This is a genomic window from Paraburkholderia kirstenboschensis, from assembly GCF_904848585.1.
In the GTDB taxonomy this organism is placed as follows: Bacteria; Pseudomonadota; Gammaproteobacteria; order Burkholderiales; family Burkholderiaceae; genus Paraburkholderia; species Paraburkholderia kirstenboschensis.
On the sequence record NZ_CAJHCR010000002.1, the window covers coordinates 351,852 to 375,847 of the forward strand.

At 62.2% G+C, this 23,996-nt stretch carries 20 protein-coding genes; 7 read left to right on the top strand and 13 right to left on the bottom strand.

The annotated features are described in order from the left end of the window. Positions 1 to 75: 75 nt before the first annotated feature. Together JMY24_RS08215 and JMY24_RS08220 are read left to right on the top strand one after the other, a co-directional pair. A complete protein-coding gene (locus tag JMY24_RS08215; protein ID WP_128594879.1) occupies positions 76 to 1,908 on the top strand; it encodes an AMP-binding protein in 1,833 nt (610 codons plus the stop codon). A gap of 199 nt (positions 1,909 to 2,107) precedes the next feature. Then, positions 2,108 to 2,986: a DUF1571 domain-containing protein gene (locus JMY24_RS08220; RefSeq protein WP_413231237.1), complete on the top strand. Its 879-nt coding sequence runs from the start codon at positions 2,108 to 2,110 to the stop codon at positions 2,984 to 2,986. Here JMY24_RS08220 and JMY24_RS08225 read toward each other — a convergent pair. The 5 genes from JMY24_RS08225 to JMY24_RS08245 form a co-directional block, all read right to left on the bottom strand. Then, on the bottom strand, positions 2,983 to 3,393 hold the full coding sequence (locus tag JMY24_RS08225) for a hypothetical protein (protein ID WP_128592285.1): 411 nt from the start codon (positions 3,391 to 3,393) through the stop codon (positions 2,983 to 2,985). The genes JMY24_RS08220 and JMY24_RS08225 overlap by 4 nt on opposite strands. Before the next feature lie 156 nt (positions 3,394 to 3,549). Continuing rightward, entirely contained in the window at positions 3,550 to 5,127 is a 1,578-nt protein-coding gene (locus JMY24_RS08230) for an FAD-binding protein (protein WP_128594877.1), read from the bottom strand. Positions 5,128 to 5,635: 508 nt separating this feature from the next. After that, on the bottom strand, positions 5,636 to 6,499 hold the full coding sequence (locus JMY24_RS08235; RefSeq protein ID WP_201701796.1) for an anti-sigma factor family protein: 864 nt from the start codon (positions 6,497 to 6,499) through the stop codon (positions 5,636 to 5,638). Then, on the bottom strand, positions 6,496 to 7,026 hold the full coding sequence (locus JMY24_RS08240; RefSeq protein ID WP_128592497.1) for a sigma-70 family RNA polymerase sigma factor: 531 nt from the start codon (positions 7,024 to 7,026) through the stop codon (positions 6,496 to 6,498). The genes JMY24_RS08235 and JMY24_RS08240 overlap by 4 nt, the downstream gene beginning before the upstream one ends. A 14-nt stretch (positions 7,027 to 7,040) precedes the next feature. Then, complete coding sequence (locus JMY24_RS08245; protein ID WP_164853464.1) at positions 7,041 to 7,178, bottom strand: hypothetical protein; 138 nt, start codon at positions 7,176 to 7,178, stop codon at positions 7,041 to 7,043. A gap of 674 nt (positions 7,179 to 7,852) precedes the next feature. Here JMY24_RS08245 and hfq point away from each other — a divergent pair. After that, on the top strand, positions 7,853 to 8,329 hold the full coding sequence (hfq, locus tag JMY24_RS08250) for an RNA chaperone Hfq (RefSeq protein WP_201701804.1): 477 nt from the start codon (positions 7,853 to 7,855) through the stop codon (positions 8,327 to 8,329). A gap of 29 nt (positions 8,330 to 8,358) precedes the next feature. Here the strand turns inward: hfq and JMY24_RS08255 are convergent, their stop codons facing one another. Then, complete coding sequence (locus tag JMY24_RS08255) at positions 8,359 to 8,583, bottom strand: hypothetical protein (RefSeq protein ID WP_128590228.1); 225 nt, start codon at positions 8,581 to 8,583, stop codon at positions 8,359 to 8,361. Between the two features lie 325 nt (positions 8,584 to 8,908). Here JMY24_RS08255 and JMY24_RS08260 point away from each other — a divergent pair, with 325 nt between their 5' ends. Beyond that, positions 8,909 to 9,103: a hypothetical protein gene (locus tag JMY24_RS08260; RefSeq protein WP_128590231.1), complete on the top strand. Its 195-nt coding sequence runs from the start codon at positions 8,909 to 8,911 to the stop codon at positions 9,101 to 9,103. Between the two features lie 156 nt (positions 9,104 to 9,259). On the opposite strand, the gene JMY24_RS08265 is transcribed toward JMY24_RS08260, so the two are convergent. Then, complete coding sequence (locus JMY24_RS08265) at positions 9,260 to 9,988, bottom strand: DUF2968 domain-containing protein (RefSeq protein ID WP_128594874.1); 729 nt, start codon at positions 9,986 to 9,988, stop codon at positions 9,260 to 9,262. Positions 9,989 to 11,071: 1,083 nt separating this feature from the next. On the opposite strand from JMY24_RS08265, the gene JMY24_RS08270 reads away from it, so the two are divergent. Further along, entirely contained in the window at positions 11,072 to 11,557 is a 486-nt protein-coding gene (locus JMY24_RS08270) for a DUF2147 domain-containing protein (RefSeq protein WP_128594873.1), read from the top strand. A gap of 100 nt (positions 11,558 to 11,657) precedes the next feature. Here JMY24_RS08270 and JMY24_RS08275 read toward each other — a convergent pair whose 3' ends face one another. The 6 genes from JMY24_RS08275 to typA form a co-directional block, all read right to left on the bottom strand. Further along, the gene (locus JMY24_RS08275) at positions 11,658 to 12,170 is read right to left on the bottom strand and encodes a transposase (RefSeq protein WP_201701806.1); all 513 of its coding nucleotides are present in this window, start codon (positions 12,168 to 12,170) and stop codon (positions 11,658 to 11,660) included. Between the two features lie 114 nt (positions 12,171 to 12,284). Then, positions 12,285 to 13,382: a cell division protein ZapE gene (gene zapE / locus JMY24_RS08280; RefSeq protein WP_128590239.1), complete on the bottom strand. Its 1,098-nt coding sequence runs from the start codon at positions 13,380 to 13,382 to the stop codon at positions 12,285 to 12,287. An 89-nt stretch (positions 13,383 to 13,471) separates the two neighbouring features. After that, positions 13,472 to 14,902, bottom strand: a complete 1,431-nt coding sequence (gene lpdA / locus JMY24_RS08285) for a dihydrolipoyl dehydrogenase (protein ID WP_128594871.1) — start codon at positions 14,900 to 14,902, stop codon at positions 13,472 to 13,474. A gap of 151 nt (positions 14,903 to 15,053) precedes the next feature. Continuing rightward, positions 15,054 to 16,346 (bottom strand): 2-oxoglutarate dehydrogenase complex dihydrolipoyllysine-residue succinyltransferase, encoded by a 1,293-nt coding sequence (gene odhB / locus JMY24_RS08290; RefSeq protein ID WP_201701808.1) that lies wholly within the window; start codon positions 16,344 to 16,346, stop codon positions 15,054 to 15,056. Positions 16,347 to 16,489: 143 nt separating this feature from the next. Next, positions 16,490 to 19,351, bottom strand: a complete 2,862-nt coding sequence (locus JMY24_RS08295) for a 2-oxoglutarate dehydrogenase E1 component (protein ID WP_128590112.1) — start codon at positions 19,349 to 19,351, stop codon at positions 16,490 to 16,492. A 305-nt stretch (positions 19,352 to 19,656) separates the two neighbouring features. Further along, positions 19,657 to 21,483, bottom strand: coding sequence for a translational GTPase TypA (gene typA, locus JMY24_RS08300; protein ID WP_020070123.1), 1,827 nt, complete (start codon positions 21,481 to 21,483; stop codon positions 19,657 to 19,659). A gap of 345 nt (positions 21,484 to 21,828) precedes the next feature. On the opposite strand from typA, the gene JMY24_RS08305 reads away from it, so the two are divergent. Together JMY24_RS08305 and JMY24_RS08310 are read left to right on the top strand one after the other, a co-directional pair. Beyond that, on the top strand, positions 21,829 to 22,344 hold the full coding sequence (locus tag JMY24_RS08305) for a MarR family winged helix-turn-helix transcriptional regulator (RefSeq protein WP_128594868.1): 516 nt from the start codon (positions 21,829 to 21,831) through the stop codon (positions 22,342 to 22,344). A gap of 49 nt (positions 22,345 to 22,393) precedes the next feature. Further along, on the top strand, positions 22,394 to 23,962 hold the full coding sequence (locus tag JMY24_RS08310; RefSeq protein WP_201701810.1) for an efflux transporter outer membrane subunit: 1,569 nt from the start codon (positions 22,394 to 22,396) through the stop codon (positions 23,960 to 23,962). Positions 23,963 to 23,996 lie beyond the last annotated feature (34 nt).

Genomic DNA, 23,996 nt, shown 5'->3' on the forward strand with positions numbered 1-23,996 from the left:
AGCAAAAGCAGCAACATGCTGGACCGCTTCAACCAGCGCATAAACAATTGAAGCCAAGGCTTCAGGAGACGACCGATGACCCAGCCCACTCAAGCCTCGCTCTCGCCCGCCGCTGCGAATCAGGCGACCGGGGCCGCTCATGCAGACGCGGCGGCAACTCCTCACGCAATGCACGACGCAACGGGGCGCCCGAACCAGTCGCCCAACACCGACGGCATCTGGTACGCGTCGTATCCCGCCGACGTGCCGCATGAGATCGACGTAGGCAAATACGACTCCCTCGTGCACTTCTTCGACGAATGCATCGCGCAATTCCGTGAGCGCGTTGCGTACGTGAGCGTCGGCGAGAGCATGACCTATGGCGAACTCGGCCACAAGGCGACGGCCTTCGCCGCATACCTGCAAAGCATCGGCGTGAAGCCGGGCGAGCGCGTCGCGATCATGCTGCCCAATACGTTTCAATATCCGGTGTCGCTGTTCGGCATACTGAAAGCCGGCGCGGTGGTGGTCAACGTGAATCCGCTCTATACCGTGCGCGAACTCGCGCATCAGTTGAAGGACAGCGGCGCGCAGACCATCATCGTTTTCGAGAACTTTGCGAAGACGGTGCAGGACGCGCTGCCGGGCACCAAGGTGCAGAACGTGATCGTGACGGGACTCGGCGATCTGCTCGCCGACGGTCTGAATCTGAAGGGACGTCTGCTCAATTTCATGCTGCGCCACGTGAAGAAAATGGTGCCCGCGTACACGCTGCCGAACGCCGTTGCGTTGCTGGAGGCGCTTGCCATCGGTTATACGCGGCCGCTCACGCCTGTTCGGCCGACGCATCACGATATCGCGTTTCTTCAGTACACCGGCGGAACGACCGGCGTCGCGAAGGGCGCGATGCTCACGCACCGGAACATCATCGCCAATCTGCTGCAGGCAAAGGCGTGGGCCGAAGGTCAATTGAGCGGCGAAGTCGAAACCGTGCTCACGCCGCTGCCGCTCTATCACATCTATTCGCTGACGGTGAACGCGCTGATCTTCATGGGTCTCGGCGGGCGCAACATTCTGATCGCGAATCCGCGCGACATGAAGCGCGTGATGATGATCATCCGTCACGAGAAATTCACCGGCATGACGGCGGTCAACACGCTCTACAACGCGTTTCTCGAGAACGAGGAATTCTGCAAGCGCGATTTCTCCGACCTGAAACTGGCAATGGCGGGCGGCATGGCAACGCAGCGGTCGGTGGCCGAGCGCTTCAAGGCCGTCACGGGCAAGCCGATTATCGAAGGCTACGGCTTGACCGAATGCTCGCCCATCGTGTCGATGAATCCCGTCGACATCTCGAACCTGCGCGACTTCGAAGGCTCGATCGGCCTGCCCGCGCCCTCCACGCAAGTCCGCTTCAAGAAGGACGACGGCAGTTGGGCCAACATCGGCGAAGCGGGCGAATTGTGCGTGAAGGGGCCGCAGGTCATGAAAGGCTACTGGAACCGGCCAGAAGAAACGGCGAAGGTGATCGACGACGAAGGTTGGCTTGCGACCGGCGACATCGGCGTGATGGATTCGCGCGGCTTTATCCGGCTGATCGACCGCAAGAAAGACATGATTCTGGTCTCGGGCTTCAACGTCTATCCGAACGAGATTGAGGACGTAATCGCGGCGCACCCCGATGTGCGCGAGGTGGCTGCAATCGGTGTGCCCGACGACGCCCAGGGCGAACGCGTGAAGGTGTTCATCGTGAAGCGCAATCCGTCGCTGACCGCCGAGCAGGTCATCGCTCATTGCCGCAAAAACCTGACGGGCTACAAGGTGCCGAAGGTGGTCGAGTTTCGTGACGATCTGCCGCAAACTAACGTCGGCAAGATTCTGCGCCGCGCGCTGCGAGACGAGGAACTCGCGAAGCAAAAGACTGCCTGAGAGGCAAGGCGCTTGCATGATCTCTTGCGCCACCCTTTCGGAGAGTTCGATGACGCACCGCCTGTTCGCACGTCTGCGCATTGCCCGTTTCGTGCGGCCCGACGCTCACGTTAGCGCGAGCGGCACCGCGCCGGCGCTCGCAGCGTCTGGTAGTGCATCGCACCGGTGCGGTCTTGGCACGCTGCTGCTGGGCGCGTGCATGGCCGGCGCGGCGAGCATCGCGACAGTGCCCGCGTTTGCGCAAAACGACGACAAGCCGCCGCCGCTCGAAGCCGCGAGCGCTGTCAAGGCGCCTTCCACGCCGGCGTCGCAGGTTGGCAAGCTGACGCTGGATCACCAGGTCAAATGGCTGCGCGCAGCGCAACAAAGCGGCGCGCTCCAAACGCTCGGCGACGCGCAACTTGTCGCGCTCTTCAAGTCGCTCGATCCGCTCGCGTTGCCGCGCTATATCAAGGAAGGGCCGAACGGCTACGCGTCGTATGAAATGACGATGTCGCGTTCGGAACGCATTCGCGGCCAGTGGCCCGACAAGCCGGACCATATGCTGGTGCGGGTCGCGCACGACCCGCTTCGCATCTACGCGAAGTGGCTGCCCGACGGCGCGCACGCAGGCCAGGAGATCCTCTACGACGAGTCCAAGCGCGCGGACGAAATGTACGGACATCTGGGCGGCATCATGAATGTGATGCCGTTATGGACGTCGTTGAACGGCGCCCTCGCCCGCTCGCAATCGAACCATGACGTGCGCGATCTCGGAACCGAATACGTCGCTCAGCAATACCTCGCCGAGGGCAAAAAATTTATCGAGGCCGGCTTGCCGCGCTCGACGCAGATCGAAGTGAAGACGATCGACGGCGTGCGCGTAGTCGCGTTCACGTTCGAGACACCGAACGGCCAGCCGCAGTTCTACGCAAAGAGAGAAACGCTTGGGCTCGATTTGCGGCATCCGTATTTCCGCACTGTCGAGTCTTACGACAATGACGGCCGCATCTTCGAGAAGATCGTGTTCGAAACGATCACGCCGGAAACTTTCGACGATTCGACTTTCGATCCGAAGAACAAGGCTTATAAGTTCTAGCGAGGCGCGAATACAAAGCTTACGTGAGCGGACTGCGTGCTTTGTTCATGGCTCTGTTCATGGCCGTGCTCGATGCGATGCGTTGCACTCGTGGCGAGTTCTTTGAGCACGAAATAGTCGGACGCGCGTGTCACGCCTATTAGCCACGGCACCGGTTTCCCGTTAGTCGATATCCGGAGCATCGGCGCAAGGGCCGTGTGCCACAGCAAGCCGATGTCGTCGCCGGTTTCGAATATCGGCAACTTCATCGCCGCCGCGTAGCGGGCGAATGCGGCGCTGAACGCGAGCGTGGAATCGGCAATCGCGAACGTGTCGCGACGCGCCGCGGCATGCGTGAGCCATGGCCACGCAGAACCTGCTGTGGTGGAAAGCCATGCACTCGTCATCATGAAGGTGCGCCGGTCCATGCGTTGGTTCGCCTGTTGGTTTGCCTGTTGGTTTGTCTGTTCGTTCGCCTGTTCGTTTGCCTGTTCGTTTGCCTGTTCGTTTGCCTGTTGAGTCGCTCAGCGAGCGCAATGCTCGCCTAACAGTTGCGCAACGCCCGCCTAATGGTCATCTGACGTTCATGTATAGCCGCGCCGCTCGCGCCACGCCGCAGGCCAGATGCCCTGCTTGCCCGGCGCGAGGACGCCGTTCGGGTCGAGCGCGTCCTTGATCCTTTCCGACAGCCGCAGCAATGCGCCGTCGTTGAAACTGTACTGCGCGGCGGCGAAATCCATATACGCGAGATGCGCGCGATATTGGCCATAACCGGCCGCGCGCGCATCGCTCATCAACGAGCGCAGTAAGGCGCCCGCCTGCTCGACCTGGTTCGCATCGTCGCGATCGAAAATGGCCGCGAAGATGTGATGCAGATGACGCACGCCCGCTGTAAAGCCGCCGTAGTAGTCGAAGCCGTACTCGGCCGCTCGGGCCTTCACCATCGAGTATTGGCGCAGCGCATCGCGTCCGGTCGCGGGACATACAGGCGCGAAGTCCACGTGCGCGCCCGCGCCGCCGCGCCAGTCGAGCATGCGAAAGGCGCTCATTGCGGGAATGCCGGCGAGATTGCGGTCGCCGCCCGCGGTGGGCTGTGCATCGCCCGCATAACGCTTTGCCACGAGCCGCGCGTGAGGCACACGCGCGAACGCGCGCTGCACGATTGCATAGCGTGCGTCGATCACCTCGGGCGTGCCGTACAGCGCAAAATGCAGGTTCCAGCGGCCGACGTCCAGTTTGTCGAGCATCGCGGTGACCGCGCTTTCGGGCATCGCGCCGGGGCCGTCGTACCATTGAGCGCGCGCCGACAATCCGGCGGCGCGTCGCAAGCCGCCCTCGATCACCGCGTGATTGCGGATCGTCTCATCGAGCCGCAACGGCCGCAATATGTCGACGATGGCCTCCAGATCAGCTTCATTGCGGAACTGGATTTCGCCGAGCAGATACGCGGGCGGCGCGGGCATCAGCCAGACGCCGAGCTTGGTGACGATGCCGTAGTTCGACTGCATGAACATTGCGTCGAATGAAGGTCCGTAACCGGGCTGGTAAAGCTGCCATGCGGTGCTGGTGTCGATTGCGCCCATGCCGGTTCGCAACACGTCGCCGTTGGCCCGCACCACTTCCATCCCGCATTGCGTGGCCGCGTGATCGCCGTATGGCGTGTAGCCGAAGCCGCGTTCGAGCGTGTTGCCGACCACGCTGCCCCAGCCGGCCGCCGGCGGATCGACCCACAGCCTGTAGCCCTTATCGTGCAGGTGCGCGTGGAGATCGAAGTAGCTCACGCCCGGCTCGACGAGCGCATAGGCGAGCGTCTCGTTCACTTCGACGATGCGGTTCATCCGTTGCAAATCGAGCACGACCGAACCGGTAAGACGCGGCGCTGCGCCGCCGTACGCGAAATTGCGCCCCGTGGAGACGGTCCACAACGGAATGCGATATTGATTCGCCACGCGCAGCACCGCGCGAATTTCATCGACGGATGCGGGCAGCAGCGCAGCGCTCGCCGCGAACGCCTCACGTTCTCCGGGGGCGAACGGATCGAGATAAGTGGAGAGTCCGGCCGCCGAATCCACGACATGCGGCTCGCCGACAATCGAGCGCCAGGCGGCGAGCGCCCGGTCGAACTGCGCGGCGGATACTCTCGGCGGCAAGTGGCGGATCAAGGGTTCTCCTTTAGCGGGGGACGGGTTCGGTGGTGTTGGCGGGTATTTTTGTAGTCGCGCGCTCGGGGTGCGAGGGGCAGTCGCGGTGCTCGGGCACTCGGGCGCTCTGGCACTCGGGCACTCTGGCGCTCTGGCGCTCTGGCGCTCTGGCGCTCTGGCGCTCTGGCGCTCTGGCGCTCTGGCGCTCTGGCACTCTGGCACTCTGGCACTCTGGCACTCGGCACTCGGCACTCGGCACTCGGCACTCGGCACTCGGCACTCGGCACTCGGCACTCGGCACTCGGGCTCTCCGCACTCGGTGCACTCGGTGCACTCGCGGCGCTCGGGACACACGCGACACACGCGGCACTTGCTGCTCTCCGGCACCTGGGGCATCCGATCATTCACGCCGTCGCGCCTGATGCACTAGCGCAGCGCGCCTGACATGCATCTCCGGACGCGCGGCCCGAAACTCCGCCGTCGAACTACAGGAAGCGCCTCGCACAGCAATAGCCCCGCTTTTGTCACGCTACTGCCACGCTTCGGGCTTGCCACCGAGCGCACTGCAGACGTCGACGGCAATCGAGCGTAGCTTGCCTTCCGCGATCGGCCCTGACAACGCGTAACCCATGCCGTCGCTGATCCAGTAGAAGGTGCGCCGGTTGCCGTCGCGTAGCAGGCGGAACGCGGTCTCATCGCGCGCGGTGCCGGTCACATACAGCGTGAGCCGCGCGCCGCTGCGGTTCTCGTACATGAATTGCGCGGCCGGCCCCGCTTCGCCCGGCAACAGCCGGCCGCCCACGAGCGAATAGCCGTATTCCTGCAGCGACGGCACGGAAAGGTTCCGGTTCAGACGTTTGGAAAGCCAGGAGATCAGATGCTCTTCTTCGCTCGCCGCGACTTCCACCGGATGACGCCGCTCCGGCGTATAAACAGCATACGCGACGTCGGCGCGTTCAGCGAAGCTCGGCGGCTGCGCACCGAGACCGTTCCACGCGCCGCCGGTCAAACGCGGCGCGAGCGGCCCGAGCGCGAGCGCGAGCCCGGCGCCCGCCGCGAGCCAGCACGCGGCCATCCCCACACGCCGCCACCATGGCGTGCGCGGACGCAGGACGATGACCGCGGGCTCATCGGCATCATCGGCTCTGCGCGTGGTCTCTCCAGCCTGGTTGCCCGGCGCGCGACGCGCGTCGTCCTGCGGCGCGCCGCACAATACCTGTAGCGCTGCTTTTTGCGCGCGCCACGCGGCGACGCGCGCAGCGGCTTGCGGATGCCCGTCGAGCAGCATCGCGATGCGTTCGCGTTCCGCATCCGACAGTTCGCCGTCGACAAACGCCGATAGCGCTTGCAGGTCTACCCCGTCGGGCAAGCTGAAATCGTGGTCGTCATTCATCGCGGGTTTCTCACTACTTTCAGCGGCGGCGGCTTTCGCGCCGGCCCCTGAGCGGGTCCTTCCAGCAACCCGCGCAGATGTTCGCGCGCGCGCGACAGACGCGACATCACTGTGCCGACCGGCACGCCGAGCGCCTTCGACGTCTCCTGATAACTGAGCTCTTCGACGCAGACGAGCAACAGCACCTCGCGCTGCTCGATCGGCAGGCAATACAGCGCGCGCTGCAGATCGCGCAGCACGAGACCGTCGATCTCGCGTTGCGGCGCTTCGAGGTTGCGCCAGGGCGCGCTTTCTTCATCGACGGCAATCTCGCGGCGGCCGCGCAACTGATCGATATAAAGATGCCGCAGGATGGTGAGCAGCCACGCGCGCAGATTGCTGTTCGGCCGGAACGCCGCCCAGCGCGCAAGCGCGCGCTCCGCCGTGTCCTGAACCAGGTCGTCGGCCCATGCGCGGTCCCCCGTTAGCGCGCGCGCGTAGCGGCGCAGCTGCGGGAGCCACGAGATCACTTCTGCTTCGAAGCTCACGCGGCGCGTGGCTCTCAGTAGCCGCCGCCGCTACTATTGCCGCCGTTGGTGCCCGATGCGCTATTGTCGGCGGTGGAGGTGCAGGCGCTGGTCCCGAGCGACGCCACTGCGAGCGTGAATAACATAACCACAATGCTGAGAGCTGCTTTCATACGAGTCTCCTGTCGATCAAAGTTAGCGCTTTAGCGCTTACTCTGATCCATGTAAAGCTGTCGATCCAGAGTTAGCGCTTTGGCGCTTACTCTGGTCCCATGCAAAGCTGTCGATCCGGAGTTAGCGCTTTAGCGCTTACTCTGATCCCATGCAAAGCTGTCGATCCAGAGTTGGCGCTTTAGCGCTTACTCAGAACCCATGCAAAGCTGTCGATCAGAGTTAGCCCTTCGGCGCTTACTCGGGTCCAATGCAAAACGGTCGACGGGAGTTAGCGCGTTAGCCCTTAGTCCCGTCCCATGCAAAGCTGTCGGACGGAGTTAGCGATTAGCGCTTGCTCCGTTCCCATGCAAAGCCATCGACCAGAGTCAGTGCTGCAGCACCCGCTCCTCAGCGCCCAACCCTGTCCCTGACTAAACGCGTTGGCCTCGGGTTTTATTCCACCGACGCGCCGCGTGCCGGCTTTTTCCGCCATCGACGCGGTCAAACGCGGGCCGTGGCCGAAGAAGCCGGCCAATGGTCGGCTGATTTCGTAACTCAACGTTACAGCCAATAGTTATCAGGTGCTTATGTCAGCGCAAGCCGTTATAGTGGACGCAGTTCGCCCGTCGACGCGTTCTGCCCCCACACAGGGTAGAATCGCGGCGAACAACCGTCTTTCTAACCTGAATTGTCCATGGCTTCCGCAGAATCGCATCCGCAAAACGACTTCATGAACGCTGCGCGCAAAGAACGAAAGCGCGTTGAGATTTACCTTGTCAACGGCATCCGCCTGACAGGGTGCATCGAGTCGTTCGATCAGTACCTGGTGATGCTGCGCACGCCCGTCGGCCTGCAAGGCATTTACAAGCGCGCCATCTCGACGATCCAGCTCGATACCGGAACCCGTCCGGCTCCGCGCGCGGGCCGTCCGTCGCATGGCGAGCACACCACGCGCGGGCCGCACGGCTCGCGGGAGCCGCGCGAGCATCGGGAACCGCGTGAACCGCGCGAATCGTACGGGGCGCCGTCATCCGACAGGCCTGCGCCAGAGCGCGGCAGCGCGTCAGACGCTCCGGTAGTGGTGACGCGCCGCCGGCGCCTGTTCGGCACGGGCGGCACGGGCGGCGACGGTGGCAACCACGGCAATCATGGCGGCGGCGGTCACGCGTAAGCGTCAACCGGTCCGCGGTGCGGCGCCGGTCACTTCGCGAGAGGACCGAGCCGCTTTAGAATTTTCTCCACCCTCGCCACCTGCTGGTCCGTCAGTTCGAACTTGCATTTGACCGCCAACACGCGACGCCGCCAGTAGCCGGCGTCCAACATCCGTTGCGCCGGCTGTCTCGTTGCCCAATCCAGATGTTCCAACTCTGCCTCCACCACGTGTGAAGCGTTGAAACGCTTGGCGCGCGCGGGTTTCTTGTCCATGGTGTTTGCCGCCTTGTCGTTCGCCGATCGTGTTTGCGCTCCTCCCGAGCTGAACAGTGCAGGCTTCGCGCAGGCGGTCTGATGGGCCGGCCCACGCGACCGTCATTGTTTTATTTTGCGCACTGCATTCCTGCGACACTCGGAAAACGAGCGGGCAGGCTCACGTTTGAAGCCTTTCTTTATGTAGATTGGCGCTCGCCCGCCGCGTGTCGATCCGCGCGTCCTCGCGCGTGTACGGACGCGCGTCCCATGCTTTTCGGTCGATGTCGCCGACGCTCCCTTTGCGTTATGCTCAACCGTCGACTACGTTCATAGGGAGTCTGTTATGACGAGCAAGAAGCACACTGCGTCGCCCGCCGCCGGAAAGCAGGCGGAACCGGCGATGGACTCGACCGATAGCCGCCTCGACGAGGCGTTGGAAGAAAGCTTCCCCGCGAGCGACCCGATCGCCGTCCACGAGCACGAGCCGCGTCGCGCATCGGAGAACGAGCAGCCGGAGGGAGAAAAGAAGCGGCGCTAGCGCGCGGCAAGAAGGAAAGCGCATGCTTGGCAAGACCAGCGCGCAGTCCGCGCGAATGGGAATGCTGTCGTCTGGCAATGCGTCGTTTCGGCGGGCCGGGCTGCGGTGAAGCACCGCTGCGCCCGGCCTTGGGATGGGCCGTTCAACCCGTTCCGGTCAGTGCGCTGGCAAGCCGCTTTCGAGTTGGCGCTGCAGGTCGCGCACCTGGCGCTGCGCGACACGCAGTTGCTCCTGCGCGGCAGTCTTCTGCTGCGCGAGCGCCACCGCTTCGGCGCGCGTTTGCTGCTGCTGGTTCGCAACAATCGTCTGCTGCTGGCGGGCAACGTCGAGGTCGGCTTGCAGACGGTTTGCGCGGCTCTGTGACAACGCGATCATGCGTTCGGTGAACGCCTTCTGCGCTTCGAGTTGCGTGCGGCGAATCTCTACGCTCGACAATTGCACGGTCTGGCGCACGAAATCCCGATAGATCATCTCTGCACGCGCCGCATCCTGCGTCTTGATCACGCGCCAAAAGTTCTTCTGCTGGAAAAGCGCCACGTAGTACGTCATCTCCTTGCCGTGGAACAGTAAGCTCGTTCCATAGCTGCCGTTGTACGCGGTGCGCAACTCGCTGAGTTCCGAGCCCTTGATCAACTGCTGCAGTTCCGCGACGTTCCCCGTGGCGGATTGCTTCGCCTCGTCGGGCGTGAGCGCGGATGTCTGAACTTGCGCCTGCGCCGGCAGCAAAGCGGACGGCAGTGCGGTTGTGGTACCCGGTTCGGCAACCAGCCCGGGTGTTCCATTGCTATCGGCCTCAGGCTGAGCCTGTGCGCACGCGCCTTGTGCTACCCCCAACGCCATGATCGCGGCGACGGCGATCTGTCGTAGTTTCGACTTTTGGTCCATGTAATTCCTGCTTCGACAGTTTTTGTTTTAGTTCCCAATCGTCTCATTATTACTCACTTTTGTAATTTTCGGGCTCTTCGTCGAAAATTTGGTACTTACCTGTTTTTCTGTGTCGGAAGTTCGCGGCGGAGGCGCTGAACGCGAGTCGGCGGAGGTGTCGACTTCGCGCAGCAGCGCCTGCATGCGATCGGAGGCGGCAAGCATTGCATCCGACTCGGGCTTCATCGGACAGTGCGCGCGCATTTTCAGCGCACGCTCCCTCGCCGCGCCGCGCAGCTCCTCGCAGGCCGAGTCGAGCGTTTGGTCCGGTGAGCGCCCTGCTCTTGTTCTTGTAACTGACGAGCACTCCGAGTTTGGTGGTGGCCGACTCAGCCAGTTTCAGCGGTTCAAGAGGCTCTTAACCAACTTGACGAGCGGGCTCATGACATCGCCCTCCGGCTTCGCGCTGCTAATTCATCAGTACCCCGCATTAACGGCATAGGCACGGCGCGTTTCTCACGCGGAGTTATCAACCGGGCCACGCATCGAGCCATTCGAGCCATTCGGGCCGGAGCTGGTGTTGGAGACCAGCCCTGCGTGCACACAGGCTTCACATAGTTGCGCGCACTGTCACGCCGTATATTCGTTCGATATGACGCACGTCCATCAGCATGCGGGCGCTCACCCGCCGTCGAGGCTTCCGTCGCTCGCCTTAGGCTTCTGGACTATCGACGCGAAGCACGACAACCTGGACCTCTCGTTGCCAACGAGGTCGGCAACGCACCCGTGGAAAGCGTCTCACGCAGGCCGCGTATCAAAGCCATGCTCCAGTATCAGTTCAATTGAGCCGGAAAGTGCCGCAGTCTGATTAGAGGTTCCACTATCAAACGGTGTCCGCACTTTGACGCACACTTAACGTATTCTGCGCTGACGACACGAAGCGGCCGCACGAGAGCCGTTAATCCGGCCTCGCGCCGCGAGCGTCAGGAGAACCCGGAAGCATCACGCGAGATCGCGAGTCTAACGTCTCGCAATATGACTCCACGCGATGCCAATAACGCTGCGCGACCACGATCGCGCTGTCTCTTATCAAGGAGGAAGACAATGATGCAGTTCACTCAACGCGCTCGCGCGGTCGCGCTTCGCACAGCGAAACATGCGGCGCTTGCCGGTGCACTTCTCGCCGGCGCCGTCACGGCGATGGCGCAAACAGACACTCCGGTAGGCACCTGGCAGACTATCGACGATCACACCGGACAGCCGAAGGCACTAGTGCAGATCTCGCAGGATGGCAATGGCACGCTGAGCGGCAAGGTGATCAAGGGTCTTGGTCCGAACGACCAGCCGGATCGCCGCTGCACCGCTTGCACCGATGAGCGCAAGGACCAGCCGATTCTCGGCATGACCATCATTAGCGAGATGAAAAAGGACGGGGAAGCCTGGGATCACGGACAGATTCTCGACCCGGAAAACGGCAAGCTATACAAGTGCAAGATGCATCTGGAAGATGGCGGCAACAAGCTCGTAGTGCGCGGCTACATCGGCGTGTCGCTGCTTGGCCGATCGCAAACGTGGGTTCGTCAGCAATAGTGGATACACGCTAGCCGCGCTGACCAACCCAAAAAAGACAAACGGCCGACGATGTTATCGTGCGGCCGTTTTTCCAAGTGATGTCGCGTGATTTGAGTCGTCATGCAGCGTGTTTGAAGGGCGACGTGAAAGCAAACGGAGAAGACGGCAAGGGTTTGGCTGGTGCTGGGGTGTGCGCCGTGGGCGTTGCCAGTGCCGGCGCCTTTTCTGCTGCGACGACGTTTTTCTGGTCGGCGCTCACGTGCGTGCGCATGCGCGCCTCCATCATCGCGCACAGTTCTTCACTCGCTGCGCCGAACAGCTGCTCCATGACGCGCTTCAATACGCCGGATTCGTACCAGGCCTTGAAGCGGCGATGACAGGTTTGATAAGACGGGTATTTGCGTGGCATGGCCGACCAGGTGGCGCCGCTGTACATCACCCACAACACGCCGTTCAGAACAGAACGTGTATTGGCAAGCGGGCGTCCGCGTAGTTCCGAGCGCGGGCGCAGTTCGGGCAGCAACGGCGCGATGCGTTGCCACTCTTCGTCGTTGATGTCGCGGTAGGGGTTCATGGTTTCTCCTTTGTCAGATACTCGACAAAGATAGCCAGTCGCCCAAACACGGAACATCAGAGCAATCCGAATCCTGAAAATACGCCTTTCGACCTAGTCCGCTAGGCCGAAGCGGCGTGAGCTATCGCAAAAGGACCGCCCGCGGGTTGCAGGAACTCGCCCGGGCACTGCTCAGGTCAGCGACGTATCGACAATCCGGCGCGGCGCATCGAGATACTCTTTGCTCCGCATTTCGACGATCCGGGACACCGTGCGCGTGAATTCGTTGGCCATGGGGCCATCGACGTAAAGTTGCTCGGGCGGCACCGCAGCCGACATCAGCAGCTTCACCTTGTGGTCGTAGAACACGTCGATCAACCACGTGAAGCGGCGTGCCTCCGACGCCATGCGCGCGGACATCTGCGGCACGGCTGACAAAATCACCGCGTGGAAACGGCTCGCGAGTTCGAGGTAGTCGTTCTGCGAGCGCGGACCGCCGCACAACGTCGCGAAATCGAACCAGACAACGCCGTCTGCCTTGCGCAGCGCCTTTAACTCGCGTTTTTCGATATGCAGGATCGGACTTTCGTCAGGGACCGCGGCGAGGCGCGCGAACGCGTCGCGCAACGCCTTGTCGGCGGCCGCGCCAAGCGGCGTGTGATACACCTCCACCTGAGCGAGGGTGCGTTGCCGGTAGTCGATGCCCGCATCGACATTGATCACGTCGAGCTTCTCCTTGATAAGCTCGATGGCCGGCAGCATGCGGTCGCGGTGCAGGCCGTCCGGATACAGCGTGTCGGGATCGTAGTTGGACGTCATCACGAATTGCACGCCGTTTTCAAACAGCTTGTCGAGCAGGCGGTAGAGGATCATCGCATCGGCAATGTCCGACACGTGAAATTCATCGAAACAGATCAGCCGGTAGCGCTTCGCAATGCGTCGCGCGAGTTCGTCGAGCGGGTCGGCCTGGCCTTTGAGTTCTTCCAGTTCGCGATGCACCTCGCGCATGAATTCGTGGAAATGCAGCCGTGTTTTGCGCTGCACCGGCACGATCATGTAGAAGCTGTCCATCAGGAAGCTTTTGCCCCGCCCTACGCCTCCCCACATGTACACGCCGCGCGGCGGATCCGGGCGATTGATGAGCTTCTTCAACGCGTTCGAGCGGCGCGACTTGTACTCGACCCACTCTTCGTAGCACCGCTGCAAACGGTCCACCGCCGCGCGCTGCGCCGGGTCGGATTGATAGCCCCGCGTCTGCAGTTCTTTTTCGTAGTATTCGGTGACGTTCATCGTGTTGCTGCGAAAAGAAAGGCGGGAGGGAGTGAACCCGCCCGCCTTTGTGGTGATGCCAGAGTACGTTCAGTCAGGCGTGCGCGCGATTACATGTTCAATGCGCGCTTGTCCACGGCCAGCGCCGCTTCGCGCATGACTTCCGACAACGACGGGTGCGGATGGCAAATGCGGCCGATGTCTTCCGACGCCGCCTTGAATTCCATCGCCACCACGGCTTCCGCGATCAGGTCCGATGCGTTCGCCGAGATGATGTGCACGCCGAGCAGTTCGTCGGTCTTCGCGTCGGCGATCATCTTGACGAAACCATCCGCCTTGTTGATGCCGAGTGCGCGGCCGTTTGCCATGAACGGGAACTGGCCCGTCTTGACCTCGCGGCCTTCCGACTTCAGTTGCTGCTCGGTCTTGCCGACCCACGCGATTTCCGGCTCGGTGTAGATCACCCACGGAATGCAGTTGTAGTCGATATGCGGCTTCTGACCGTCGATGATTTCCGCGACCAGCACGCCTTCGTCTTCGGCCTTGTGCGCGAGCATCGGGCCACGCACCACGTCACCGATCGCGTAGACGTTCGGCACGGCTGTCGCGCAGTGATCGTCGACGTCGATAAAGCCGCGCTCGTTGGCCTTCAGGCCAATCGCTTCGAGGCCGAGGTTATCCGTGTTCGGCACGCGGCCGATCGACACGATCAGGCGGTCGGCTTCGAGCTTCTGCGCGTTGCCGTCCTTGTCCGTGTAATTGATCGTGACGCTGTTCTCGGTGGTCGTCACTTCGCCGACCTTCACGCCGACGTGGATGTCGAGACCCTGCTTCTTGAACTGCTTGGCCGCTTCTTTCGCGAGCGCCTGGTCAGCCGCGCCGAGGAATTCCGGCAGCGCTTCGAGCACGGTCACTTCCGCGCCGAGACGGCGCCACACCGAGCCCAATTCCAGGCCGATCACGCCCGCGCCGATCACGGCCAGCTTCTTCGGTGCCGTGTCGAAAGCGAGTGCGCCTTCGTTGTCGGCGACGATCTTGTTGTCGACCGGAATGTTCGGTAGATGGCGCGCCTTCGAACCCGTGGCGATGATCACGTTCTTCGCCGTGACCACTTCGGTTTCGCCCTCGCCGCTCACTTCGATCTGCACGCCGGCGTCCGTCTTGCCGGTGAACTTGCCGTGACCCTTGAGCCACGTGATCTTGTTCTTGCGGAACAGGAATTCGATGCCCTTCGTCATCTTTTCGACGATGCCGTCTTTGCGGGACATCATCTTCGAGATGTCGACCTTTACGTTTTCCACCGAAATGCCGTGGTCAGCGAGGTGATGCGATGCGTTTTCAAACTCTTCCGACGACGCGAGCAGCGCCTTCGACGGAATGCAACCCACGTTCAGACACGTGCCGCCGAGCTTCAGCGTGCCGGCCGGGTTCTTCCATTTCTCGATACATGCGACGGTCTTGCCGAGCTGCGCTGCGCGGATGGCGGCGATATAACCGCCAGGGCCTGCGCCAATCACGACGACGTCAAATTCTTTGGACATGACAATCCTTTTGATGGCGGAACGGCGCGCAGCCACACTTCGTGGCGCGCGTCGTTCCTGTACTGCGGAATGCGAAAGACGTGATGCTTGCCTGATGCCTTATATGGCGCCGGCTCGCGCGATCGCAAGCCGGCACCGGCAGAAGCGGCACTTACAGGTCGAGCAGCAGGCGCGCCGGGTCTTCCAGCGCATCCTTCATGGCGACGAGCGACAGCACGGCTTCACGGCCGTCGATGATCCGGTGGTCGTAGGAGAGCGCGAGGTAGTTCATCGGGCGGATCACGATCTGGCCGTTCTCGACCACGGCGCGTTCCTTCGTGGCGTGCACACCGAGGATCGCGGACTGCGGCGGGTTGATGATCGGCGTCGACAGCATCGAACCGAACACACCGCCGTTCGAGATCGAGAACGTACCGCCGGTCATTTCCTCGATCGACAGCTTGCCGTCTTTGGCCTTCTGGCCGAACTCGGCAATCTTCTTCTCGATTTCGGCGAGGCTCAGCTGATCTGCATTGCGCAGGATCGGCACCACCAGACCGCGCGGCGAACCGACAGCGATACCAATGTCGAAATAGCCGTGATAGACGATATCGTTGCCGTCGATCGACGCGTTCACCAGCGGGAACTTCTTCAGCGCGTGAACCGCCGCCTTCACGAAGAACGACATGAAGCCGAGCTTCACGCCATGTTCCTTTTCGAACTTGTCTTTGTACTTGTTGCGCAAGTCCATCACCGGCGCCATGTTCACTTCGTTGAACGTGGTCAGGATGGCGTTGGTTTGCTGCGACTCGAGCAGACGCTCGGCGATACGCGCACGCAGACGCGACATCGGCACGCGTTGCTCCGGGCGGTCCTTCAGCCACTGGTCGGCCGATGCCGGGCCCTTGACGTCCGGCAGCGACGGCCTGGCGGCCTTCGGTGCGGCAGCCGGTGCGGGCGCGGCAGCTTTCGCAGCCGCCGGAGCAGTCTGGCCTGCCGTCAGCACGTCGCCCTTGGTGATGCGGCCGTCGCGGCCCGTGCCGGCGACGTCGCCCGACGACAAGCCCTTCTCCGCCATCAGCTTGCCGGCAGCGGGCGAAGCAGCGGTGTTCGCACCCGTTGCGGATGCGGCTTGAGCAGCCGGCGCCGGTGCGGCGGCCGGGGCGGGCGTGGCGGCCGGAGCCGGCTTCACTTCCGCTTCGACAGCGGCGGCGCCTGCCTTGCCTTCCGTGTCGATCTTGGCGATGACCTGATCGGCCGTGACGGTGTCGCCGTCGTTCGCGATGACTTGCGCGAGCACGCCGGCCGAGGGTGCCGGCACTTCGAGCACGACCTTGTCGGTCTCGATTTCGATGAGAATTTCGTCCTGGGCAACAGCCTCGCCGGGCTTCTTCTTCCACTGCAGCATCGTGGCTTCCGAGACCGACTCGGACAGCTGGGGAACCTTGACTTCAACAATAGCCATTATGAATATCCTGAATACGTATCGGGTGACGGCGCGGTGAACGACGACCGCCTGCGAACCATGTCTGCCGCGCCTGGACCTTTATCGGTCGCTGAACGCGGCACGGGAAAGCGCACTGCGCTTTCCCGGTTCGTCTGTTCTCTTTATTTAGCGATCGACGCGCTCTTGAGGCGGCCGAAAGCGCCTTCGACCAGTGCCTTCTGCTGCTCGTAGTGCTTCGCGTAGTAACCGACTGCCGGCGAAGCCGAAGCCGGACGGCCGCTGTACGCCAGCTTCTGTCCTTCCTTCATGCCTTCCTTCAGATGGTGCTCGATGTAGAACCACGGTCCCTGATTCTGCGGCTCGTCCTGCACCCAGACCACTTCCGTCGCGTTGTCGTACTTCTTGATTTCCGCTTCGAACTGCTTGTGCGCGAACGGATACAGCTGTTCGATACGGACGATCGCGACGTCGTTCGCCTTCGCTTCGCGGCGATGCGCGACGAGGTCGTAGTACACGCGGCCCGAACACACCACCACGCGCTTGACCTTCTTCGCCTCGATGGTTTCGTCGACTTCGCCGATCACCGGCTGGAACGAACCCTTTGCCAGTTCCGACAGATCGGAGACGGCTTCCTTGTGACGCAGCAGCGACTTCGGCGTAGCAACGATCAGCGGCTTGCGGAACAGTCGGATCATCTGACGACGCAGCAGGTGGAAAATCTGCGCCGGCGTGGTCGGCTGAACCACTTGCATGTTGTGGTCTGCGCACAGTTGCAGGAAACGTTCGATACGCGCCGACGAGTGCTCCGGACCCTGGCCTTCATAGCCGTGCGGCAGCAGCATGGTCAGGCCCGAGACGCGGCCCCACTTTACTTCGCCCGACGAAATGAACTGGTCGATCACGACTTGCGCGCCGTTCACGAAGTCGCCGAACTGCGCTTCCCATGCGACGAACGTATTCGGTTCAGCCGTCGAGTAACCGTATTCGAAGCCGAGCACCGCTTCTTCGGACAACACCGAGTCGATCACCGTGAACTTCGCCTGACCTTCGGCGATGTTCTGAAGCGGCACGTAAGTGCCGTCGTTCCAGCGCTCGCGGTTCTGATCGTGCAGCACCGCGTGACGGTGCGTGAACGTGCCGCGGCCCGAGTCCTGGCCGGTCAGGCGCACCGCATAGCCGGAGGCGACCAGCGACGCGAACGCGAGGTGCTCGCCCATGCCCCAGTCGAGCTTCGCTTCGCCACGGCCCATTGCGCGACGGTCGTTGAGAACGCGCTCGACGAGCGGGTGAACCTTGAAGTTTTCCGGGACCGTGGTGATGCGCTCAGCGAGGCGCTTCAGTTCCGCGAGCGGCACAGCCGTGTCGGCCGCGTCGGTCCACTTGCGGTTCAGGAACGGCACCCAGTCCACCGCGTACTTGCTCTTGTAGTTCGAGAGCACCGGGTCGACCGTATGATGGCCTTCGTCCATCGCCTTGCGGTAGGCCTTGACGAATTCCTCGCCTTCTTCGGCCGTGATCACGCCTTGTTGCACCAGCTTTTCCGCGTACAGCGCGCGCGTGCCCGGATGCTTCGCGATGGTCTTGTACATCAGCGGCTGCGTGACAGCCGGCGTGTCCTGCTCGTTGTGACCCAGCTTACGGAAGCAGACGATGTCGACCACGACGTCTTTGTGGAACTGCATCCGGAAGTCGATAGCCAGTTGCGTGGCGAGAACGACTGCTTCGGGATCGTCGCCGTTCACGTGCAGCACCGGCGCCTCGATCATCTTGACGACGTCCGAGCAGTACAACGTGGAACGCGAGTCGCGCGGGTCCGACGTCGTGAAACCGATCTGGTTGTTGATGACGATGTGCAGCGTGCCGTGCGTGCCGTAACCGCGCGTTTGCGCAAGGTTCAGCGTTTCCATCACGACACCTTGACCGGCAAAAGCCGCGTCGCCGTGGATCTGCACCGGCAGCACTTGCAGGCCGCTGTCGTCGCCGCGACGGTCCATACGCGCCTTCGCGGAACCTTCGACCACCGGGTTGACGATTTCGAGGTGCGACGGGTTGAACGCGAGCGACAGGTGAACCGGGCCGCCTTCGGTCGAGACGTCCGACGAGAAACCCTTGTGGTACTTCACGTCGCCTGCCGGCAGGTCGTCGACGTGCTTGCCTTCGAATTCGGCGAACAGGTCAGCCGGCATCTTGCCGAGCGTATTGACCAGCACGTTCAGACGGCCACGGTGAGCCATGCCGATGACGATTTCCTGCACGCCGCGTGCACCGCCGTGACGCACGACTTCGTCCATCGACGCGATGAAGCTTTCGCCGCCTTCCAGCGAGAAGCGCTTCTGGCCGACGTACTTGGTATGGAGGAAGCGCTCGAGGCCTTCAGCGGCCGTCAGGCGATTCAGGATGTGCTTTTTCTTCTCGTTCGAGAAATTCGGCGTGGAGCGGATCGACTCCAGCTTTTCCTTCCACCAGCGCTTCTGTTCCGGATCGCTGATGTACATGTACTCGGCACCGATCGTGCCGCAGTACGTGTCGCGCAGTGCCTTGACGATCTCACGCAGCGACGCACGCTCGAATCCGAAATACAGATTCGTGGCGCTGAACTCCTCGTCCATATCGGCTTCGGTGAAGTCGTAGAACGCGGGTTCGAGTTCGGGGATTGCGGGACGTTCGCGGCGCTTCAGGGGATCGAGATTGGCCCATTGCGAGCCGAGGAAGCGATATGCGCCGATGAGGGACTGCACATAGACTTGCTTTCGCGCGGTAGCGAGGTCTTCGCCGCCGGTTGCCGTGCGCGGGATGAAGGCGTTGGCCTTGGCCCGTTGTGCAAACGATTCGACGATCGGGCCATGGGCCACGTCGTTGGCATTGGTGCCATCCGATGCAGGAACATTCTGCAACGCGTCGAAATAGCTGCGCCAGTTCTCGGGCACTGACGCCGGGTTGTCGAGATACGCTTCGTACATTTCTTCTACGTACGGAGCATTGCCGCCGAACAGATAAGAGTTCGACTGGAATTGCTTCATCATTTTTACGCTCACCTTTCTTCGAGTTTCTCGAGAAATAGCGGGTTACAGAACCTTCCGCGACACGGCCTGACCGTTTAGCGGATTGCGCGAATCAAGTCTTGCTTGGAAGGACCTAAAACTGGCACCCGGGGAGCATATCACATAACGGATACCGCAGATAGCAGACGGATCGCCGCTCGGGCCTTCAGCGACGGGCTTCAGCGGCAATTTCCAATAACGCGAATGCGCTCCGGAAATGTAAAAAGCCACCCGAAGGTGGCTTTTACTAACAGCTCAAGCGAAGGCCAGAGGCCGTTGCGCGCTGCTTAATCCACCGCGCCCTTACGGCTCGCGCTGCGGCGCTCGTGTTCCTTCAGGTAGCGCTTGCGCAGACGGATGGATTGCGGCGTGACTTCAACCAGTTCGTCGTCGTCGATGAATTCGACCGCGTATTCCAGCGACATCTGGATCGGCGGCACGAGGCGCACCGCTTCGTCGGTACCCGACGAACGCACGTTGGTAAGCTGCTTGCCCTTGATCGGGTTCACGACCAGGTCGTTGTCACGGCTATGAATGCCGATGATCATGCCTTCATACAGCGGCTCGCCCGGCGACACGAACATACGGCCGCGGTCCTGCAGCTTCCACAGCGCGTAAGCGACTGCCGCGCCGTCGTCCTGCGAAATCAGCACGCCGTTGCGACGCTCGCCGACCGAGCCTTCCTTGACCGGCTGATACGAGTCGAACGTGTGGCTCATCAGGCCCGTACCGCGCGTGAGCGTGAGGAATTCCGACTGGAAGCCGATCAGGCCACGCGCCGAAATACGATACTCGAGACGCGTGCGACCGCGGCCGTCCGACGCCATGTCGAGCATTTCGCCCTTGCGGCGGCCCAGTTCTTCCATTACGCCGCCCTGGTGCGCGTCTTCCATGTCGACGGTCAGGTTCTCGTACGGCTCGTGCTTCACGCCGTCGATTTCCTGCATCACCACGCGCGGACGCGACACGGCCAGCTCGTAGCCTTCACGGCGCATGTTTTCCACGAGAATGGTCAGGTGCAGTTCGCCGCGGCCCGCCACTTCGAACGTGGTTTCGTCGCCGGTTTCTTTAACGCGCAGCGCGACGTTGTGATTCAGTTCCTTCATCAGGCGGTCACGAATCTGACGGCTCGTGACGAACTTGCCTTCGCGGCCGGCGAGCGGCGACGAGTTGACGAGGAAGTTCATGGTCAGCGTCGGTTCGTCGACGGTGATCATGGGCAGCGCTTCCGGCTGTTCCGGCGAGCAGATGGTCACGCCAATGCCGATTTCCTCGATACCGTTGATCAGCACGATGTCGCCCGCTTCAGCCGACTCCACCTGCACGCGCTCGAGACCCTTGAACGACAGCACCTGGTTGATCTTGCGGTTCAGAATCGCGCCGTCCGGACCCGAACGCACCGCGACTGCCATGCCCGGCTTGATGCGGCCGCGCGTGATACGGCCCACGCCGATACGGCCGACATACGACGAGTAGTCGAGCGAGGTAATTTGCAGTTGCAGCGGCCCTTCGGGATCGGCTGCGCGAACCGGCACGTGCTCGAGCACGGCTTCGAACAGCGGACGCATATCGCCTTCGCGCACGTCCGGGGTCAGGCCGGCATAGCCGTTCAGGCCCGACGCATAGACGATCGGGAAGTCGAGCTGTTCGTCGGTCGCGCCCAGCTTGTCGAACAGGTCGAACGTCTGGTTGATCACCCAGTCGATGCGCGCGCCCGGACGGTCCACCTTGTTGATCACGACGATCGGCTTCAGACCGAGCGCCAGCGCCTTCTTGGTCACGAAGCGCGTTTGCGGCATCGGGCCTTCGACGGCGTCCACCAGCAGCAGCACCGAATCGACCATGGACAGCACGCGCTCCACTTCACCGCCGAAGTCGGCGTGGCCCGGGGTGTCGACGATGTTGATGTGCGTGCCCTCGTACTCGACCGCGCAGTTCTTCGAAAGAATCGTGATGCCACGTTCCTTTTCGATGTCGTTCGAGTCCATCACACGCTCGGCAACCTGCTGGTTGTCACGGAACGTGGCGGTCTGGCGGAGGAGCTGGTCGACGAGCGTGGTCTTGCCGTGGTCGACGTGGGCAATAATGGCGATGTTGCGTAGGGCGCGGGTCATAGGAAACCTGGAGACAGTTGAGTGCGCCGCTTGCTCATGCCGCTTCGCTCTTCGTATAAGAGCAATGTGAGGATAAAACCACGACAAGCCCAATGCGCACTTTTGGGAACCCAACATTATAGCACGCACTGGTGACGCTTTCTGGTATTCCCTGATAGGGAGCGCACCGGCGGCGCATCCGCATGAGCAAATCTTACGTTCAAACCGCCTCATCCCTACGTGAAAACGCGCCGATTCTTGCTTGAGCGCGGAAAATTCCTTGCCTAAGCTGTAATAACGCTTGCCGCGTCAATCATCCGACTCTTATAATTGTGCCTAGTCAACCATTGCATTCGCACGAGAATCATGACGGAGCCGTCCTCAACCCCAGCGCCTGAAATCAGCGAATACCAGCTAGGCGAAAGTGTCGGCTATCTGCTTTCACGCGTGAAATCGACCATGTCGAACCTCGTTACCCAGCGCAGCATGGCGGAGCTTGGTATCACGAGTCAGCAGGGCAGCATCCTGTTCATGGTGGCGAGCGGGAAATGTCTGCTGGCGGCCGAACTCGCACGCGAATATGGCATTGACGCAAGCGCCGTCACGCGTCTGATCGACCGTCTCGAAAAGCGCGGCCTCCTCACGCGCGTGCGCAGCAACGAAGACCGGCGCGTCGTGCGTCTTGCACTCACGCCGGAAGGGCACGCAATCGCGGCAAAAATGCCCAAGATCTTCAACGGTGTGCTGGATGACCTGCTCTCCGGTTTCACCCCGGAAGAAGTGGGCTTTCTGAAGAGCATGCTGCGCCGCGTGCTGCTCAATTCTGGCGAACACACGGGACTGACCCGTGATGCAGCAAGCAATTTAGATAACAAATCGTAAGAAATTGCTTGCAGCGTCCATCATTACATTCCACTCAAAGAGTCGAGCGATGAAATCCCTTTCCCTGTCCGCGCCCGCGCTGTCGAGCCGGGTCGCTGTCGCCGCCGCGGTGGCAGCGCTCGCCCTCACTGGGTGCGCGAACTACTTCGGTGTCAAAAGCGACAAGCAGATTTCGTCGCCGGCGCAGTATGAGTCCACTGAGAGTCTCGGGGGCCAAAGCGGCCAGTGGCCGTCGCTCGACTGGGCGAACCAGTTCGGCGATCCGCAGTTGCCCAAGCTGATTTCCGAAGCGCTGGAAGGCAGCCCGTCGATCGCGCAGGCGCAGGCGCGTCTCGCCAAGGCGTCGTCGTACATCGAAACCTCGCGCTCGGCGCTCTATCCGAAAGTCAACGGCAGCTATTCGTGGACACGCGAATTGTTCTCCGCCAACGCGCTCTACCCGCCTCCGTACGGCGGCACCTGGTATAGCGAGAACAACGTGCTCGCGAGCGCTTCGTGGGATCTCGACCTGTGGGGCAAGAACCGTCAGCGCCTGGGCCAGGCCGTGTCGCAGGAAAAGGCGGCCGAGGCCGACATGCAGCAGGCGCGCGTGACGCTCGCGGCGTCCGTGGCGAGCACGTACAACCAGCTCGCCCAGCTTTACGCGCTGCGCGATATCGCTGCACGGGAAATCGCCAACCGACAGGATATTGGCCGCATTACGAACGGTCGCGTTGCGGCCGGTCTCGACACGAACGTCGAGCGTCAGACCGCAACGGGCAATATCGCGTCGAGCCAGGCGAGCTTGAGCGATCTGGACGGTCAGATCACCGTGGTGCGTTATCAATTGGGCGCGCTGCTCGGCAAGGGTCCGGATCGTGGCCTGCAAATTGCGCAGCCTGCCCTCGGCGTCGGCAACACGGTCTCGCTGCCGAACAATCTGCCGGCCGATCTCGTCGCGCGTCGGGCCGATATTGTCGCCGCGCGCTGGCAAGTCGAAGCGGCGATGCATGACGTCAAGGAGGCGAAGGCGGAGTTCTTCCCGGACGTGAACCTCGCAGCCGGCTTCGGCTTCGACGCGTTCGGCTGGGGCCGATTCCTGACAGCCGGCAGCCGCCAGATCCAGTTCGGTCCGGCGATTCACCTGCCGATCTTCGACGCGGGCGCGCTGCGCTCGCAATTGAAGGGCCGGTATGCGGATTTCGAGCTGAACGTGGCGAACTACAACCAGACGCTGATCAACGCGTTGTCGGATGTGGCGACGCAAGTGTCGTCGATCCGCTCGATCGACCAGCAATCGGGCGACGCTCAGCGCGCGCTCGACGCGTCGACGAAGGCATATGAACTGGCCGTAATCCGCTACAAGGCAGGCCTGTCTCCGCAACTGCAGGTGTTGACCGCCGACCAGAACCGCCTTTCCGCCGAACAGACGGTTACCACGCTCAAGATGCGCCGCCGCGACATGCAGATCGGGCTCGTCAAGGCTCTGGGCGGCGGTTTCGACGCGACGCAGACAGGCCTGGTGGTGCCGACGGATGCGCCGGCACCGGCCGCCGCGGCATCGGCCGCCGCAGCATCGGCATCTGCGCCGCCGGCGGGCGTGTCATCCGCCCCGGCCGCGACCGCCGCTGCGAACTGATCGCGCCGGCACGCAACTGTATCGACCGCAACAG

Coding starts and splice junctions, on each gene's coding strand:
- zapE (WP_128590239.1), bottom strand. CDS start 13,382: ATGAACGTCACCGAATACTACGAAAAAGAACTGCAGACGCGGGGCTAT.
- odhB (WP_201701808.1), bottom strand. CDS start 16,346: ATGGCTATTGTTGAAGTCAAGGTTCCCCAGCTGTCCGAGTCGGTCTCG.
- lpdA (WP_128594871.1), bottom strand. CDS start 14,902: ATGTCCAAAGAATTTGACGTCGTCGTGATTGGCGCAGGCCCTGGCGGT.
- JMY24_RS08310 (WP_201701810.1), top strand. CDS start 22,394: ATGAAATCCCTTTCCCTGTCCGCGCCCGCGCTGTCGAGCCGGGTCGCT.
- JMY24_RS08295 (WP_128590112.1), bottom strand. CDS start 19,351: ATGATGAAGCAATTCCAGTCGAACTCTTATCTGTTCGGCGGCAATGCT.
- JMY24_RS08215 (WP_128594879.1), top strand. CDS start 76: ATGACCCAGCCCACTCAAGCCTCGCTCTCGCCCGCCGCTGCGAATCAG.
- typA (WP_020070123.1), bottom strand. CDS start 21,483: ATGACCCGCGCCCTACGCAACATCGCCATTATTGCCCACGTCGACCAC.
- JMY24_RS08305 (WP_128594868.1), top strand. CDS start 21,829: ATGACGGAGCCGTCCTCAACCCCAGCGCCTGAAATCAGCGAATACCAG.
- JMY24_RS08255 (WP_128590228.1), bottom strand. CDS start 8,583: ATGGACAAGAAACCCGCGCGCGCCAAGCGTTTCAACGCTTCACACGTG.
- JMY24_RS08235 (WP_201701796.1), bottom strand. CDS start 6,499: ATGAATGACGACCACGATTTCAGCTTGCCCGACGGGGTAGACCTGCAA.
- JMY24_RS08225 (WP_128592285.1), bottom strand. CDS start 3,393: ATGGACCGGCGCACCTTCATGATGACGAGTGCATGGCTTTCCACCACA.
- JMY24_RS08220 (WP_413231237.1), top strand. CDS start 2,108: ATGGCCGGCGCGGCGAGCATCGCGACAGTGCCCGCGTTTGCGCAAAAC.
- JMY24_RS08265 (WP_128594874.1), bottom strand. CDS start 9,988: ATGGACCAAAAGTCGAAACTACGACAGATCGCCGTCGCCGCGATCATG.
- JMY24_RS08270 (WP_128594873.1), top strand. CDS start 11,072: ATGATGCAGTTCACTCAACGCGCTCGCGCGGTCGCGCTTCGCACAGCG.
- JMY24_RS08245 (WP_164853464.1), bottom strand. CDS start 7,178: ATGAAAGCAGCTCTCAGCATTGTGGTTATGTTATTCACGCTCGCAGTG.
- JMY24_RS08275 (WP_201701806.1), bottom strand. CDS start 12,170: ATGTTCCGTGTTTGGGCGACTGGCTATCTTTGTCGAGTATCTGACAAA.
- hfq (WP_201701804.1), top strand. CDS start 7,853: ATGGCTTCCGCAGAATCGCATCCGCAAAACGACTTCATGAACGCTGCG.
- JMY24_RS08260 (WP_128590231.1), top strand. CDS start 8,909: ATGACGAGCAAGAAGCACACTGCGTCGCCCGCCGCCGGAAAGCAGGCG.